This is a genomic window from Burkholderia sp. BCC1638 (assembly GCF_902833195.1).
Lineage (GTDB): Bacteria > Pseudomonadota > Gammaproteobacteria > Burkholderiales > Burkholderiaceae > Burkholderia > Burkholderia diffusa.
The window spans coordinates 319162-335866 of the sequence record NZ_CADFEC010000002.1; the positions used below are offsets into that span (position 1 = coordinate 319162).

17 protein-coding genes are annotated in these 16705 nt (G+C 67.6%); 14 read left to right on the top strand and 3 right to left on the bottom strand.

Annotated features, from left to right (window positions below; translation table 11 throughout):
* Positions 1–243: 243 nt before the first annotated feature.
* From lpxL to hslU, 9 genes are all read left to right on the top strand, one after another.
* Positions 244–1128, top strand: a complete 885-nt coding sequence (gene lpxL / locus HWX22_RS03315) for a lauroyl acyltransferase LpxL (protein WP_059534982.1) — start codon at positions 244–246, stop codon at positions 1126–1128.
* Positions 1129–1424: 296 nt separating this feature from the next.
* A complete protein-coding gene (gene dapF, locus HWX22_RS03320) occupies positions 1425–2294 on the top strand; it encodes a diaminopimelate epimerase (protein ID WP_175911133.1) in 870 nt (289 codons plus the stop codon).
* Positions 2295–2330: 36 nt separating this feature from the next.
* Positions 2331–3056: a DUF484 family protein gene (locus tag HWX22_RS03325; protein ID WP_059534978.1), complete on the top strand. Its 726-nt coding sequence runs from the start codon at positions 2331–2333 to the stop codon at positions 3054–3056.
* Between the two features lie 10 nt (positions 3057–3066).
* The gene (gene xerC, locus HWX22_RS03330; protein ID WP_059534976.1) at positions 3067–3987 is read left to right on the top strand and encodes a tyrosine recombinase XerC; all 921 of its coding nucleotides are present in this window, start codon (positions 3067–3069) and stop codon (positions 3985–3987) included.
* A gap of 77 nt (positions 3988–4064) precedes the next feature.
* Complete coding sequence (locus tag HWX22_RS03335) at positions 4065–5279, top strand: class I SAM-dependent rRNA methyltransferase (RefSeq protein ID WP_059819944.1); 1215 nt, start codon at positions 4065–4067, stop codon at positions 5277–5279.
* 198 nt (positions 5280–5477) lie between these two features.
* Positions 5478–6548: a GTP-binding protein gene (locus HWX22_RS03340; RefSeq protein ID WP_059819945.1), complete on the top strand. Its 1071-nt coding sequence runs from the start codon at positions 5478–5480 to the stop codon at positions 6546–6548.
* Between the two features lie 495 nt (positions 6549–7043).
* Positions 7044–7460, top strand: coding sequence for an RNA polymerase-binding protein DksA (gene dksA, locus HWX22_RS03345; RefSeq protein WP_006477498.1), 417 nt, complete (start codon positions 7044–7046; stop codon positions 7458–7460).
* Between the two features lie 237 nt (positions 7461–7697).
* Entirely contained in the window at positions 7698–8234 is a 537-nt protein-coding gene (hslV, locus tag HWX22_RS03350; RefSeq protein ID WP_006760749.1) for an ATP-dependent protease subunit HslV, read from the top strand.
* 10 nt (positions 8235–8244) lie between these two features.
* Entirely contained in the window at positions 8245–9588 is a 1344-nt protein-coding gene (gene hslU, locus HWX22_RS03355; RefSeq protein WP_059703136.1) for an ATP-dependent protease ATPase subunit HslU, read from the top strand.
* A gap of 84 nt (positions 9589–9672) precedes the next feature.
* Here the strand turns inward: hslU and HWX22_RS03360 are convergent, their stop codons facing one another.
* The 3 genes from HWX22_RS03360 to HWX22_RS03370 all read right to left on the bottom strand — a co-directional run bounded on the left by HWX22_RS03360 (position 9673) and on the right by HWX22_RS03370 (position 11972).
* Positions 9673–10215, bottom strand: a complete 543-nt coding sequence (locus HWX22_RS03360; protein WP_044847841.1) for a response regulator transcription factor — start codon at positions 10213–10215, stop codon at positions 9673–9675.
* A 13-nt stretch (positions 10216–10228) separates the two neighbouring features.
* Positions 10229–11635: an ATP-binding protein gene (locus tag HWX22_RS03365; protein WP_059703134.1), complete on the bottom strand. Its 1407-nt coding sequence runs from the start codon at positions 11633–11635 to the stop codon at positions 10229–10231.
* Positions 11636–11747: 112 nt separating this feature from the next.
* Positions 11748–11972: a cysteine-rich CWC family protein gene (locus tag HWX22_RS03370; protein ID WP_059691929.1), complete on the bottom strand. Its 225-nt coding sequence runs from the start codon at positions 11970–11972 to the stop codon at positions 11748–11750.
* A 297-nt stretch (positions 11973–12269) separates the two neighbouring features.
* On the opposite strand from HWX22_RS03370, the gene argB reads away from it, so the two are divergent.
* From argB to metW, 5 genes are all read left to right on the top strand, one after another.
* Positions 12270–13169: an acetylglutamate kinase gene (gene argB, locus HWX22_RS03375; protein WP_059534964.1), complete on the top strand. Its 900-nt coding sequence runs from the start codon at positions 12270–12272 to the stop codon at positions 13167–13169.
* Entirely contained in the window at positions 13166–13957 is a 792-nt protein-coding gene (locus HWX22_RS03380) for a pyrimidine 5'-nucleotidase (protein ID WP_059534963.1), read from the top strand. The genes argB and HWX22_RS03380 overlap by 4 nt, the downstream gene beginning before the upstream one ends.
* Positions 13924–14586 (top strand): nucleoid occlusion factor SlmA, encoded by a 663-nt coding sequence (gene slmA, locus HWX22_RS03385; protein ID WP_059819946.1) that lies wholly within the window; start codon positions 13924–13926, stop codon positions 14584–14586. Before HWX22_RS03380 ends, slmA begins: the two co-directional genes overlap by 34 nt.
* 254 nt (positions 14587–14840) lie before the next feature.
* Entirely contained in the window at positions 14841–15986 is a 1146-nt protein-coding gene (locus HWX22_RS03390) for a homoserine O-acetyltransferase (RefSeq protein ID WP_059534960.1), read from the top strand.
* Positions 15983–16591 carry a methionine biosynthesis protein MetW gene (gene metW, locus HWX22_RS03395; RefSeq protein ID WP_044847830.1) on the top strand — a complete coding sequence of 203 codons (609 nt, stop codon included), beginning with the start codon at positions 15983–15985 and terminating at the stop codon, positions 16589–16591. The genes HWX22_RS03390 and metW overlap by 4 nt, the downstream gene beginning before the upstream one ends.
* Positions 16592–16705: the final 114 nt, after the last annotated feature.

Genomic DNA, 16705 nt, shown 5'->3' on the forward strand with positions numbered 1-16705 from the left:
ACGGTTGGTTTCACGTAGCCAGCTTCGTTGGGCCTGAAGCGGCGACGCTTTAGCGGATTACCAGGACCGGGCAGCGCGCTTCGCGCCAGCCGGCTTCGCCCCGCAAGTTGTCAGTTAACTCGGCGAAGCCCGTATTATAGCGGCTTTCGTGAATTGTCACAGAGCGCCACCCGTGCTGCATCGTCCGCTGTCCTACCCCCCTGTTCGCAACGTGCCGGCCAGCCGGCCCCACGGAGATTCCGCATGCTAGGCCGCCTCGGCACGCACCTCGCCATCGGCTTGCTGAAGCTGCTCGCCCTGCTGCCGTACGGCTTGACCGCACGGTTCGGCGACGGCCTCGGCTGGCTGCTGTACCAGATTCCCAGCCGGCGAAAGCGCATCGTACATACCAATCTGAAACTCTGCTTCCCCGACTGGAGCGACGAACGGCGCGAGGAAGTGGCGGGCCAGCACTTCCGCCACGCGATCCGCAGCTACGTCGAGCGCAGCGTCCAGTGGTTCGGCTCCGAGCGCAAGCTCGCGAAGCTGATCCAGGTCGACAGCGCGGTCGATCTCACCGATCCGGATCTGCCCCCGACGCTGTTCCTGGGCCTGCATTTCGTCGGCATCGAGGCCGGCTCGATCTGGCTGAACCGGTCGCTGCAGCGCCGCTGCGGGTCGCTGTACCAGCCGTTCTCGAATGCCGTGCTCGAGGAAGAGGCGAAGCAGGCCCGCGGGCGTTTCGACGCCGAGATGGTCGGCCGCGCGGACAGCGCGCGCGTCGTGCTGCGCTGGCTGCGCGACCGCAAGCCGGTGATGCTCGGCGCCGACATGGACTACGGTCTGCGCAATTCGACGTTCGTACCCTTCTTCGGCGTGCCGGCGTGCACGTTGACGGCCGTGGGCCGGCTCGCGAAGACGGGCCGCGCGCAGGTCGTGCCGTTCATCGGCGAGGTGCTGCCGAACTACAAGGGATACCGGCTGAAGGTGTTCAAGCCGTGGGACAACTACCCGACCGGCGACGACGATCTCGACGCGCGGCGGATGAACGAATTCCTCGAGGAGCAGATTCCGCTGATGCCGGAGCAGTATTACTGGGTGCACAAGCGCTTCAAGACGCGCCCGCCCGGCGAGCCGAGCCTCTACTGAGCCGAACCCGCGGGCGCCCCGTCAGATGCGCGCCCGCACCCGTGCCGCCTTCGGCGCGCCTTTCGCGCGCGCCTGCCAGAAAATCGTGGGCCGACTGCTGCGCGAGCCACGGATCCGCCCTCCCGCCGCTTTCCTCGCCCGGCCATCCGAATGACGCCCCGCCCGCGCAGGACGCCCCTGTCGGCTGCATGTATCATTTGCGGTTGAGATCAGCACGACGAACGACGCCGCCCGCCCTGGCGGCACGCCGCGTCCGCCGTGCCGACCGCCCTGTTCGCCATGGAATTCCGGACCCAGTGAAACTCTCGTTCACCAAAATGCACGGCGCGGGTAACGACTTCGTCGTGCTCGACGGCTATTCGCGCGCGCTGCCGCCGCTCACCGAGGCGCAGGTTCGCGCGCTCGCCAACCGACACTTCGGCATCGGCGCCGACCAGTTGCTGCTCGTCGAGAAACCGACCGTCGACGGCGCGGACTTCAAGTACCGGATCTTCAATTGCGACGGTGGCGAAGTCGAACATTGCGGCAACGGCGCACGCTGCTTCGTGAAGTTCGTCAGCGACCGCGGCCTGACCGACAAGCGCAGCGTGCGCGTGCAAGTGATGAAGGGCCTGATCACGCTGACGATGCAGGACGACGGCGAAGTCGTCGTCGACATGGGCGCGCCCGTGTTCGCGCCGGCGCAGGTGCCGTTCGACGCCTCGGGGCTCGATGGCCGGACCGAAGGCAACGACACGCTGTGGCCGCTCGACGTCGGCGGCCACACGCGCTGGATCTCGACGGTGTCGATGGGCAACCCGCACGCGGTGCAGGTCGTCGACGACGCCGAAGCGTATCCGGTGCTCGACGAAGGCCCGTTGATCGAGCTTCACGCCCGCTTCCCGCAGCGCGTGAATGCCGGTTTCATGCAGATCGTGTCGCGCAACGAAGTGAAGCTGCGCGTGTACGAGCGCGGCGCGGGCGAGACGCTCGCGTGCGGCACCGGTGCGTGCGCGGCGGTGGCGGCCGGCATCCGGCGCGGCCTGCTCGATTCGCCGGTGACCGTGCACACGCACGGCGGCACGCTGACGATCAGCTGGGACGGCGCGCGCGACGAAACCGCCGCGCTGATGATGGCCGGGCCCGCCGCGACCGTGTTCGAAGGCGAGATCGACCTGAACGTCTGACCCTTCAACGTCCTGATAACTGAACGCTCCAGCCACATGAACGATCGCGAAGTCGCCGACTACCTGCTCGCCAATCCCGAATTCTTCGCGCAACACGCGGAACTGCTCGCGACGATCCGTCTCGCGAACCCGCACGGCAAGGCCGCGATCTCGCTGCAGGAGCGGCAGATGGAGATGCTGCGCGACAAGAACAAGCATCTCGAGCGCCGGCTCGCCGAGCTCGTGCGCTACGGCCACGAAAACGACAGCCTGTCCGCGAAATTCAGCCGCTGGACCGCGCGCGTGATCGCGGAACGCGACCCGTACGCGCTGCCGCGCACGATCGCCGAAGGCATCGCCGACGTGTTCGACGTGCCGCAGACCGCGCTGCGCGTGTGGGACGTCGCCGACACTTACGCGCAAGCCGATTTCGCGCGCCAGGTCGGCGAGGAAGTGCGCCTGTTCACGAACGGGCTGTCGACGCCGTACTGCGGCGCGAACACCGGATTCGAAGCCGCCCAGTGGCTCGCGCCCGCGCTCGCGGCGCCGGCCGTGAATGCGGCGGAAGGCGCTGAAGCCGCGCCGGCCGGCGACGGCGCGGCCACGTCGGTCGCGCTGCTCGCGCTGCGCGCGCCGCTCGGCGGCACCGACGCCCCCGCATTCGGCCTGCTGGTGCTCGGCTCGCCCGATCCGCGCCGCTTCCACGACGGGATGGCGACCGACTTCCTCGCGCAGATCGCGACGCTCGCGAGCGCCGCGCTCACGCGCCTGCTGCCGCACTGATCCCGCTCCCATGACCGACGATCCGATCGCCGCCTACCTGTCGAACCTGAAGCACGTCAGGCAGCTGTCGGAACACACGCTGCGCGCATACACGCACGAACTCGACGAACTGAAGAAGCTCGCCGCCGGCCGCCCGCTCGACGCGCTGACGGCCGCCGACATGCGCGGCGCGGTCGCGCGCGCGCATGCGGGCGGGCTGTCCGCGCGCTCGATCGCGCACCGGCTGTCCGCATGGCGTGCGTTCTACCGCTGGCTCGCGCAGCGCATCGAGATGCCCGCGAACCCCGTCGCCGCGGTGCGTGCGCCGAAGCGACCGAAGACCCTGCCGAAGGCGCTGTCGGTCGACGACGCATCGGCATTGATGGACGCGCCGCTCGCCGGCACGACCGAAGGCATCCGCGATCACGCGATCCTCGAGCTGTTCTATTCGTCCGGGCTGCGCCTCGCCGAACTGGTCGGCCTCGACGTCATGTACACGCAGGCGGACGGCTACCGCTCGGCCGGCTGGCTCGATCTCGCCGAAGCCGAAGTCACCGTGCGCGGCAAGGGCAACAAGGAACGCAAGGTGCCGGTCGGCCGCAAGGCGATCGAGGCGCTGAACGCGTGGCTCGCGGTGCGCGGCGAATTCGTGAAGCACGATCCGCATCCGCTGTTCGTGTCCGTGCGCGGCAACCGGATGGCGCCGGGCGTCGTGCGCGACCGCGTGAAGCGCGCGGCGCTGGCAGCGGGCATCCCCGCCAACGTCCACCCGCACGTGCTGCGCCATTCGTTCGCGACGCACGTGCTGCAGTCGAGCGGCGACCTGCGCGCGGTGCAGGAACTGCTGGGCCACGCGAGCGTCGCCGCGACGCAGGTCTACACGTCGCTCGACTTCCAGCATCTCGCGAAAATTTACGACAGCGCACATCCGCGCGCGAAGAAGCGCGACTGACGCGCGCCCCCGCCCTCCCCGCCGCGCATGGCGGCCGGCCACGGCCGGCGCCGTCCGCGGCCCATTTCGATCCGATCATGCAAACCGTCACACTCAGACCGTCCAAGGAAAAATCGCTGCTGCGCCGGCATCCGTGGATCTATGCCAATGCGATCGACCGCGTCGACGGCACGCCCGCGCCCGGCGCGACCGTGATCGTGCGCGCGCACGACGGCCGCTTCCTCGCGCGCGGCGCGTACAGCCCGCAGTCGCAGATCCGCGTGCGCGTGTGGAGCTTCGACGAGAACGAGCCGATCGATCACGCGTTCTTCAAGCGCCGCGTGCAGCGCGCGGTCGCGCACCGCACGACGATGGTGTCGGGCACGGGCGCGGTGCGGCTCGTGTTCGGCGAAGCCGACGGGCTGCCGGGGCTGATCGTCGACTACTACGTCGCGGACACGGCCGAGCCGGGCGCCGCGCCGCGCGGCCAGCTCGTGTGCCAGTTCATGGCCGCGGGCGTCGAGGCGTGGAAGGACGCGATCGTCGCGGCGCTCAGCGGCGCGACCGGCTGCCCGAACGTGTACGAACGCTCGGACGTGTCGATCCGCGACAAGGAAGGGCTCGCGCAGACGACCGGCGTGCTCGCCGGCGACGCGCCGCCCGCGACGCTGATCGCGAACGAAAACGGCGTGCGTTATCACGTCGACGTGCCGAACGGCCACAAGACAGGCTTCTACGTCGACCAGCGCGACAACCGCGCGCTCGTCGCGCAATACGCGGCCGGCCGCGACGTGCTCAACTGCTTCTGCTACACGGGCGGCTTCTCGCTCGCGGCGCTCAAGGGCGGCGCGAACCGTGTCGTGTCGATCGACTCGTCGGGAGACGCGCTCGCGCTCGCGCAGCAGAACGTCGTCGCGAACGGCTTCGATGCCGGGCGCGCGACCTGGCTCGACGCGGACGCGTTCAAGACGCTGCGCCGCCTCGTCGACGAAGGCGAGCGCTTCGACCTGATCGTGCTCGATCCGCCGAAGTTCGCGCCGACCCGCGACAGCGTCGACCGTGCATCACGCGCCTACAAGGACATCAACCTGAGCGGCTTCAGGCTGCTGCGCCCGGGCGGCCTGCTGTTCACGTATTCGTGCTCGGGCGCGATCGACATGGACCTGTTCCAGAAGATCGTCGCGGGCGCGGCCGCCGACGCGAAGGTCGACGCGCGGATCCTGAAGCGGCTCGGCGCGGGCGTCGATCATCCGCTGCTCGCCGCGTTCCCGGAAGGCGAATATCTGAAGGGCCTGCTGTTGCAAATCGTCTGACCGCCCCGATCTACGCGCACACCCGCGTCCGCCGGCCCGCCCCGCTGGCGGCTCCGCGCTCGAGCCTGTCGTCCGGACGACGGGCGAGGGCTTGACAGGTATGTTTCAATGGATGGTTGTGCGCCCCGGCTCGCGAGTCGACGGCGCGACGCACACATCCTGGTTTTGACCCCGATTCACGAACCACAGGCGACCGACATGGCCACTCCCGTCACCATCCTCACCGGCTTCCTCGGCAGCGGCAAGACGACGCTGCTCAAGCGCATCCTGAACGAACAGCACGGCATGAAGATCGCCGTGATCGAGAACGAGTTCGGCGAAGAGAACATCGACAACGAGATCCTCGTCCAGGATACGAACGAGCAGATCATCCAGATGAGCAACGGCTGCATCTGCTGCACGATCCGCGGCGACCTCGCGCGCGCGCTCGGCGATCTGGCCGCGAAGAAGCGCGAAGGCAAGCTCGACTTCGACCGCATCGTGATCGAGACCACCGGCCTCGCGAACCCGGGCCCCGTCGCGCAGACCTTCTTCATCGACAGCGAGATCGCCGACGATTTCCTGCTCGACGCGGTCATCACGCTGGTCGACGCGAAGCATGCGGACGCGCAACTCGACGAACACGAAGTGGTGCAGCGCCAGGTCGGCTTCGCCGATCGCCTGTTCGTCACGAAGTCGGACCTGGTCGACGACCAGACCGTCGCGGCGCTCAAGCACCGCCTGATGCACATGAACCCGAAGGCGACGATCAAGATCGTGAACTTCGGCGATGCCGACATCAAGGAAATCTTCGACCTGCGCGGCTTCAACCTGAACGCGAAGCTCGAGATCGACCCGGACTTCCTCGCCGAGGACGACCACGCGCACCATCACCACGATCACGACCATGATCACGATCACGCGCATTGCGACCACGATCACGGTCAATGCGCGCACGATCACGACCACGGCCACCACCACGCGCATCACGACGACAAGATCAAGTCGTTCGTGTATCGCAACGACCGCCCGTTCGACCCGAACAAGCTGGAAGACTTCCTCGGCGGCATCCTGCAGATCTACGGCGAACGGATGCTGCGCTACAAGGGCGTGCTGTACATGAAGGGCGTCGACCGCAAGGTCGTGTTCCAGGGCGTGCACCAGATGATGGGCAGCGACCTCGCCGCGAAGTGGCTGCCGGTCGAGAAGAAGACCAACAAGATGGTGTTCATCGGCGTCGACTTGCCGCAGGACCTGATCACCGACGGCCTCGACGCCTGCCTCGCCTGAGCCTTCGGGCCGGCGTTGCGCGCCTTCCATGCGGCCGCCTTCCGGGGCGGCCGCGGCGCTTGCGCGGTGCCTTTTCCGGGCAGGGTTTCGCCGTCATCGCTTTTTCGCGATTTGCGCGTTATATTTTCTAGATATTGGCGCAGCCGACGGGGATCGACCCGATACGGCGCCCGCTTGCGATTCAGTTACAATACGTGCCCGCTGGAGTACGGCAACAAACAGGCCCGGTTCTTGCTGAACCAGTTTTCCGGGCATCGCAACCGCGCCGGATCGCCAATCCGCCTCTCGGCCGCGGCCGATGCAATGTGCCGCGCAGCACACCGGTTCGCAGCGCGCGCAACTCCGCGCCAGGCCTATCCTGGTATTTGAGAACCGGTTTTCCAGAGGCTTTCGGCCCCGCGGCGGCAAATCGCAAATGATTGCAAGCGCAGTTGCGGGTAATCCCAAAGTGCAGGCACTATCTCCTGATTTGCCGCACATTGAAGAAGCAAGCAGATGACGAAGAAACTCTTGACCGAAGCCGAAATCCTGAAGATGAGCGACAAGGATTACATGAATGAGGATCAGCTCGCCTTCTTCAAAAATCGGCTCGAACAGTTGCAGGCGGACATCCTCAAGAACGCAGGCCAGACGACCGAGAACCTGCGCGAGACGGTGATCGTCCCCGATCCCGCCGACCGCGCGACGATCGAGGAAGAGCACGCGCTCGAGCTGCGCACGCGCGATCGCGAACGCAAGCTCCTCAAGAAGGTTCAGCAGTCGCTCGCCCGCATCGATTCCGGCGATTACGGCTGGTGCGAGGAAACCGGCGAGCCGATCGGCATCCCGCGCCTGCTCGCGCGCCCGACGGCCACGCTGTCGCTCGAGGCGCAAGAGCGCCGCGAGCTGCGCCAGAAGCTGTTCGGCGACTGATCGAGCGGCGTTCCGCTCCGACACGCTGCTTCCCGGAAGCGCGCGGCCTGCCGCGCGCTTTTTGTTTTTCCGGCACCGGTTCCCGGCCCACCGGCCGATTTGCCTCCCCCTCTTGATATCCCGGCGCCCGCCCTAAAATGAAACGGACGCGCGCCGGGCCGCTCCCCGGCGCACTGCGATTCAAGCGGCGGCGCCCCGCGCCGCCCGACTCTTCCCCGTTTTTCTCAAGGAACGCAGATGGAGCAATTTCACGGCACGACCATCGTTTCGGTCCGGCGCGGCGACAAGGTCGCGCTCGGCGGCGACGGCCAGGTAACCCTCGGCAACATCGTCATGAAGGGTGGCGCGCGGAAAGTGCGGCGGATCTACAACAACCAGGTTCTGGTCGGATTCGCGGGCGGCACCGCCGATGCGTTCTCGCTGCTCGATCGCTTCGAGGCGAAGCTCGAGAAGCACCAGGGCAACCTGACCCGCGCGGCCGTCGAGCTCGCGAAGGACTGGCGCACCGACCGGATGCTGCGCCGCCTCGAGGCGATGCTGATCACGGCCGATGCGACCACCACGCTCGTGATCACCGGCAACGGCGACGTGCTCGACCCGGAAGGCGGCATCTGCGCGATCGGCTCGGGCGGCGCCTATGCGCAGGCCGCAGCCCGCGCGCTCGCGGAGAACACCGAGCTGTCCCCGCGCGAGATCGTCGAGAAATCGCTCGAGATCGCCGGCGACATGTGCATCTACACGAACCACAACCGCATCATCGAAACGATCGAGTAAGGACCGCACCATGAGCACCATGACCCCTGCCGAGATCGTCTCGGAACTCGACAAGCACATCATCGGCCAGGACAAGGCGAAGAAGGCGGTGGCCGTCGCGCTGCGCAACCGCTGGCGCCGCCAGCAGGTCGCCGACCCGCTGCGCCAGGAAATCACGCCGAAGAACATTTTGATGATCGGGCCGACGGGCGTCGGCAAGACCGAAATCGCGCGCCGCCTCGCGAAGCTCGCCGACGCGCCGTTCATCAAGATCGAAGCGACCAAGTTCACCGAAGTCGGTTACGTCGGCCGCGACGTCGACAGCATCGTGCGCGACCTGATCGAGATCTCGGTCAAGCAGACGCGTGAATCCGAGATGCGGAAGGTGCGCAGCAAGGCGACCGACCAGGCGGAAGACCGCATCCTCGACATCCTGCTGCCGCAACCGCGCGCCGTAGGCTTCGGCGGCAACGCGGATAACGCGAACGACGACAACAACGCGACGCGCCAGACCTTCCGCAAGCGCCTGCGCGAAGGCCAGCTCGACGACAAGGAAGTCGAGCTCGACCTCGAGCAGCCGTCGGCCGGCATGGACATCATGGCGCCGCCGGGGATGGAAGAGATGACCGAGCAGATCCGCTCGATGTTCTCGAACCTCGGCAGCGGCAAAAAGCAGCGCCGCAAGGTGAAGATCAAGGAAGCGCTGAAGCTGCTGACCGACGAGGAAGCGGCGAAGATGCTCAACGACGAGGAAGTGAAGACGAAGGCCGTGCAGAACGTCGAGCAGAACGGCATCGTGTTCCTCGACGAGATCGACAAGATCACGTCGCGCAACAACGAAGGCAGCGGCGGCGAAGTGTCGCGCCAGGGCGTGCAGCGCGACCTGCTGCCGCTCGTCGAGGGCACGACGGTCAACACGAAGTACGGGATGGTGAAGACCGATCACATCCTGTTCATCGCGAGCGGCGCGTTCCATCTCGCGAAGCCGAGCGACCTGATTCCCGAACTGCAGGGCCGCTTTCCGATTCGCGTCGAGCTCGACTCGCTGTCGGTGAAGGATTTCGAGGCGATCCTCGTCGCGACCGACGCGAGCCTCGTCAAGCAGTACCAGGCGCTGCTCGCCACCGAAGACGTGCAGCTCGAGTTCGCCGAAGACGGCATCCGCCGCCTCGCCGAGATCGCGTACGCGGTCAACGAGAAGACCGAGAACATCGGTGCGCGCCGGCTGTACACGGTGATCGAGAAGCTGCTCGAGGAAGTGTCGTTCTCGGCCGGCAACCACGCCGGCGAGCGCGTGACGATCGACGCGAAGTACGTCGATCGCGCGCTCGGCGAAGTGTCGCAGGACGAAGACCTGTCGCGCTACGTGCTGTAACGCGCGCGGCGTCGAATGCGAAACGGGCGGCCCGGCGGGCCGCCCGTTTTCGTTGGTGCGTCCGGCCGATGCCGCCGCGCCCCTTTACTGCCGCACCGGCTTCTTCGCGAGCTTGCGCTGCAGCGTGCGGCGGTGCATGTTCAGCGCGCGCGCGGTCGCCGAGATGTTGTTGTTGTTCTCCGCCAGCACGCGCTGGATGTGCTCCCATTCGAGCCGGTCGACCGACAGCACGACCGGATTCTCGAGCGCCTCGTCGGCCTGCACTTCGCTCGCGTTGGTCTGCAGCGCGGCCAGGATCGACTCGATGTTCGCCGGCTTCGCCAGATAGTTGTCGGCACCTTCCTTCACCGCCTGCACGGCGGTCGCGATGCTCGCGTAGCCGGTCAGCACGAGGATCCGCGCGTCGGGCTGCAGGTCGCACAGCGGCGCGATCAGGCTCAGGCCCGAATCGTCGCCGAGATGCAGGTCGACGGTAATGAACTGGAACTTGCCGCCGGCCGCCAGCCGCAGCGCCGCCTCCTTGTCGTGCGCCTGCTGGACCGCGTAGCCGCGGCGCTCGAGGCCGCGCGCGAGCGTGCCCGCGAACACCTCGTTGTCGTCGATCACCAGGAAATTGTTCTCGCTCATGTGGTTTCTCCGTCTACGTGTTGGTTGAGGCGGCCGGCACCGCGATTCGCGCCACCGGCAGGCGCAGCACCGCGCGCGTGCCGCGGCCGGGGGTGCCGGCCGGGCGGCCGTCCGGCGGGGTCGCCGCTCGTTCGGTCGCGCGCTGGCCCGACGCAGCTGCCGCGTGCCCGTTCGCGCCGCCACCGGCGCGCCCGTTGCCGCCCGTCGCGCGCGGCGTGACATCGGACAGCTCGATCTCGCCGCCGAGACGCACGGCCGCGCTGAACGCAAGATACAGGCCGACCCCGTGCCCGCCCTGCGTGCTGTCGACCGGCATCGAGCCGAGCGATTCGCGCAACGCGGCCGGAATACCGGGGCCGTCGTCGCATACCTCGAATTCGATCTGGTCCGCAGCCCGCTCGTGGTGCGCGAGCTTCGCGGCCAGCGTCACGCGGTGCGGGCTCGCCCGCGCGGCGTTGTCGAGCAGGATCGTCAGGATCTGGCCGGCCGCGACGGTGTCGTCGAGCCCGACGCCCGACGGGCGCGCGCCGAGCAGTTCGAACTGCACGTGCGGATGCCGCAGGCGCCAGTGCTCGACGAACGTGTCGAGCCAGTCGTCCACCGGCTGGCGGCTCGCCGGCGCGCTCGCCCGGCTGCGCAGGCGCGCGAGCGCCGACGTGCAGAGCGTCATCTGTTCTTCCAGCACCTTCAGGTCGGCCTCGTAGCGCGCGAGCCCCGGATCGGCGCGGGCCGCGTCGCGCAGCTCCTCCGCGAGCATCGCGATCGTCGACAGCGGCGTACCCATCTCGTGCGCGACGGTGGCGGCCTGCACGCCGAGCGCGACCGCCCGCTCGTCGCGCAGCAGGTGCGCCTGCGCTTCGCCGAGCGCCGCATCGCGCTGGCGCAACGCGTTCGACATGCGCGCGACGAACCATGCGATCAGGCCGACGCTGACCATGAAGTTCGCCCACATCCCCGTGCGGTAGTAGTCGAACAAGTTCGCCGGATTGTCCATGTTGAGCGGCACCGAATCGAAGCCGAGCGCCGCGTAGCACGCGACCGCGAACGCCGCGAGCCAGATCATCAGGTGCCACGGCAGCACGGCCGCCGCGATCGCAAGCGACGGCAGGTACAGCGACACGAACGGGTTGGTCGTGCCGCCCGACAGGAACAGCAGTGCCGACAACGCGCCGAGGTCGACCCACAGCTGGCCGAGCAGTTCGAAATTGGTCTCGGGCCGCGCGCGCAGCACGCGCACCCAGGTCAGCGCGTTGAAAACGATTTCGAGCGCGATGACCATCAGCATCGCCGGCAACGGCAGATGCACGCCGAAATAGGTCTGCACGACGCCGATCGTCACGAGCTGGCCGATGATCGCGAGATTGCGCAGCCAGAACAGGTGACTGAGGTTGACGCGCCCGGTGGTGGTAATTCGTTGCATCCGAGCAGTTTACCCGTTTAGCGCCCGGCACCTCTACCGGGGGCCGGATCAGTGAGGACGGACGGAGCACCGGGCGAGCCGGCGTCGAGCCGGATTGCACGGGCCTGCGCCGTCAGCCGGCCGCGCGTGCCATACGCTGGGCGATCTCGTCGGCGAGGCACTCCGGGCAGCGGCAGCGCGTACCGGGCGCCGGCGGCGCGCCGCCGGACAGGGTCGGCATCGACGCGCACCAGCAGTCGAACGGCTGCGTGCGGGCGCCGCAGTCGAAGCCGCGCCCGCAGTGCGGGCAGCGCGCACGGCGCGGAGTCGAACGGGCGTCGGCGGCGGTATCGGTCATAGCGGAAACGCGGAAGCGGGCATGAACGTCACCCTACGCGACAAGCATAGCGCGGCGGGCGGATTTTGCACGTCGGCCGATCGGCCGATGCGGGCCGCCAACGCGGGTCGAGTCGCGCTGTCCACGGCGCCGCCTCGGGGGCCCCGCGCGGGGTCCGGCACCATGGCCGGCGGGCCGCCGCGCGTGGCGACCGGCCCGCGCGATCGGCCGTCCGGCCAGCCCAAAAACCCGATGCTGCGCTGCGCCACTCCTGTACAATTCGCCCTGTTTCAACCGTTCCCAGCCAGAGCCGCCGCCATGTCCGAGCCCATCGACCTCTCGCAGATCGCCCCCACGCTGAAGGCAGAAATCCTCGCCGAGGCGCTGCCGTACATCCGCCGTTACCACGGCAAGACCGTGGTGATCAAATACGGCGGCAACGCGATGACGGAAGAGCGGCTCAAGCAAGGCTTCGCGCGCGACGTGATCCTGCTGAAACTGGTCGGCATCAATCCGGTGATCGTCCACGGCGGCGGTCCGCAGATCGATCACGCGCTGAAGAAGATCGGCAAGGCCGGCACCTTCATCCAGGGCATGCGCGTGACCGACGAAGAGACGATGGAAGTCGTCGAATGGGTGCTGGGCGGCGAAGTCCAGCAGGACATCGTGATGCTGATCAATCACTTCGGCGGCCATGCGGTGGGCCTGACGGGCAAGGACGGCGGCCTGATCCACGCACGCAAGCTGCTGATGCCGGACCGCGACAACCCCGGCCAGTACATCGACATCGGCCAGGTCGGCGAAGTCGAGGCGATCAACCCGGCGGTCGTGAAGGCGCTGCAGGACGACGCGTTCATCCCGGTGATCTCGCCGATCGGTTTCGGCGAGGACGGTCTGTCGTACAACATCAACGCGGACCTCGTCGCGGGCAAGCTCGCGACGGTGCTGAACGCCGAGAAGCTGCTGATGATGACCAACATCCCCGGCGTGATGGACAAGGACGGCAACCTGCTGACCGACCTGTCGGCGCGCGAGATCGACGCGCTGTTCGCGGACGGCACGATCTCGGGCGGCATGCTGCCGAAGATCTCGTCGGCGCTCGACGCCGCGAAGAGCGGCGTGAAGTCGGTGCACATCGTCGACGGCCGCATCGAGCACTCGGTGCTGCTCGAAATCCTGACCGAGCAGCCGTTCGGCACGATGATCCGCTCGCATTGAGCGCGCGCCGCACAACCACCGGCCCCGACCTGCCGGCGTCGCTGCGACGCCGGCGCATCTCCCGCAGCCGGCCGCGCGCCGGCGCGCCCGTCTGGCTGTTCGATCTCGACAACACGCTCCATCACGCATCGCACGCGATCTTTCCGGAGATCAACCGCGCGATGACGCAGTACATCGTCGACACGCTCCACGTCGGGCGTGCCGAAGCCGACCGGCTGCGCACCGGCTACACGCAGCGCTACGGCGCCGCGCTCCTCGGCCTCGCGCGCCATCACCCGATCGATCCGCACGACTTCCTGCGCGTCGTCCACACGTTTTCCGACCTGCCCGCGATGCTGCGCGCCGAGCGCGGCCTCGCGCGCATCGTCGCCGCGCTGCCGGGCCGCAAGTTCGTGCTGACCAACGCGCCCGAGAACTACGCGCGCGCGGTGCTGCGCGAGTTGCGCATCGAGCGGCTGTTCGAGCGCGTGATCGCGATCGAGCACATGCGCGACCGTCGCACATGGCGCGCAAAGCCCGACCACACGATGCTGCGCCGGATTTTGCGCGCCGCGCATGCGCGGTTCGAAGACGCGATCCTCGTCGAAGATACCCGCAGCCACCTGAAGCGCTACAAGCGCCTCGGCATCGGCACGGTGTGGATCACCGGGCACCTGCCGGGCCATCTGCCGAACATCGGCCGCCCCCAATATGTCGACCAGCGCATTCGTTCGTTAAAATCGCTCCGACTGGGCACACGATCGGGGCGACAGAAATGCAGCCGACTTACCCGCAGGACCAAGCCGTAACGGAAGACCAGGCCACACCGTCCCGCGCGCGCCCGAAGCCGGGCGAGCGCCGCGTGATGATCCTGCAGACGCTCGCCGCGATGCTCGAGGCGCCGAAGCCCGAAAAGATCACGACGGCTGCGCTCGCGGCCCGCCTCGACGTGTCGGAAGCCGCGCTGTACCGGCATTTCACGAGCAAGGCGAAGATGTACGAAGGCCTGATCGAGTTCATCGAGCAGGCGCTGTTCGGGCTCGTCAACCAGATCGTCGCAAAGGAGCCGAACGGCGTGCAGCAGGCGCGCACGATCGCGCTGACGATGCTCAATTTCGCCGCGAAGAATCCGGGCATGACGCGCGTGCTGACGGGCGAGGCGCTGGTCGGCGAGGACGAGCGGCTCACCGAGCGCGTGAACCAGCTGCTCGACCGGATCGAGGCGACCGTCAAGCAGTGCCTGCGGGTCGCGCGTACCGAGGCGCAGGCGCCCGATGGCGCCGCGCCGTTCGTGCTGCCGGCCGATTACGATCCGGCCGCGCGCGCGAGCCTGCTCGTCAGCTACGTGATCGGCAAGTGGCACCGGTTCGCGAAAGGCGGGTTCCAGAGGCCGCCCGGCGAACAGGCCGATGCGCATTTGCGGCTGATCCTGCAGTAGCCGGGGCAGCCGGCCCGCGAAATCCGCGCTCCGCGGAATTCCGCTATACTCCTCCGACCTGCCGCCTCCTTGGCGGCAGGTCGGAAGCGCGCCGATTTGCTGACTCGATTGCGGGCGCGCGAACCGACCAGGGCCTTGATGCGTCTTCGTCCCGGCGGTTCACTATAAATGCGGCTAAAGAGGTCGTCAGCCGCGCACCTTCGCCTCCGCGCATCGCCGACACCGTTTAGCCGCCCAGTCATAAGGCGGAACGAATGGAATCGATCGGCATCGTCGCTCCACAGACCATGCACTTCGCCGAACCGCTGCGCTTGCAAAGCGGCAGCGTGATCGGCAACTATCAGCTCGTCGTCGAGACGTACGGTGAGCTCAACGCCGCGCGCTCGAACGCGGTGCTCGTCTGCCACGCGCTCAACGCGTCGCACCACGTCGCCGGCATCTATGCGGACGACCCGCGCAGCACCGGCTGGTGGGACAACATGGTCGGCCCGGGCAAGCCGCTCGACACCAACCGCTTCTTCGTGATCGGCGTGAACAACCTCGGCTCGTGCTTCGGCTCGACCGGCCCGATGAGCATCGATCCGTCGTCCGGCAAGCCGTATGGCGCGCGCTTTCCGGTCGTCACCGTCGAGGACTGGGTGCATGCGCAGGCGCGCGTCGCCGACGCGTTCGGCATCGAGCGCTTCGCCGCCGTGATGGGCGGCAGCCTCGGCGGGATGCAGGCGCTCGCATGGAGCCTGATGTATCCGGACCGCGTCGCCCACTGTATCGACATCGCATCGACGCCGAAGCTGTCCGCGCAGAACATCGCGTTCAACGAGGTCGCGCGCTCGGCGATCCTGTCCGATCCCGATTTCCACGGCGGCGACTACTACGCGCACGGCGTGAAGCCGAAGCGCGGCCTGCGCGTCGCGCGGATGATCGGCCACATCACGTATCTCTCCGACGACGACATGGCCGAGAAATTCGGCCGTGCGCTGCGCCGCGCGGACGGCGCGCTCGACGCGTACAACTTCAGCTTCGACGTCGAATTCGAGGTCGAGTCGTACCTGCGCTACCAGGGCGACAAGTTCGCCGACTACTTCGACGCGAACACCTACCTGCTGATCACGCGCGCGCTCGACTACTTCGACCCGGCGAAGGCGTTCGACGGCAACCTGACGGCCGCGCTCGCACACACGCAGGCGAAGTACCTGATCGCGAGCTTCTCGACCGACTGGCGCTTCGCGCCCGCGCGGTCGCGCGAGATCGTGAAGGCGCTGCTCGACAACAAGCGCACGGTCAGCTACGCGGAGATCGACGCGCCGCACGGCCACGACGCGTTCCTGCTCGACGACGCGCGCTATCACAACCTGCTCCGCGCGTATTACGAACGAATCGCCAACGAGGTGGGTGCATGAACCAGCAAGCGCTGAACTCCCTGTCCGCACGCGCGGACTTCCGTGCGATCGCCCGCTGGGTCGAACCGCGCGCGACCGTGCTCGATCTCGGCTGCGGCGACGGCTCGCTGCTGTCGCTTTTGTCCGAGGAACTGGACGTGTCCGGCTACGGGATCGAACTGAACGACGCCGGCGTGCTCGCGAGCGCGAAGAACGGGATCAACGTGATCCAGCAGAACCTCGAGGACGGCCTGCGCCTGTTCGAGGATCACAGCTTCGATTTCGCGATCCTGTCGCAAACGCTGCAGACGATCCACCAGACGGCCGCGATCCTCCGCGAAACCGCGCGTGTCGGACGCGAATGCATCGTGTCGTTCCCGAACTTCGGCTACTGGGCGCACCGGCTGTCGGTGCTGCGCGGCCGGATGCCGGTGTCGAAGTCGCTGCCTTACCAGTGGCACAACACGCCGAACGTCCGGGTGCTGACGATCAAGGATTTCGAGGCGCTCGCGCCCGAAGTCGGCGTCACGATCCTCGACCGCATCGTGCTGCACGAAGGCCAGCCGATTCGATGGGGAGCGAACTGGCGTGGTAGTCTTGCTGTCTACCGCGTCAAGCGCAGCTGAGCCGGGGAGCCGTTGACGGATGATCCGGCCGGCACCCGCGTGCGGCCGCCCCTCCTGCGCCGCCCGCGCCGCCTGCGCTGCCGCCGCAATCAGTCAACGCTACCCAGTTTCCGT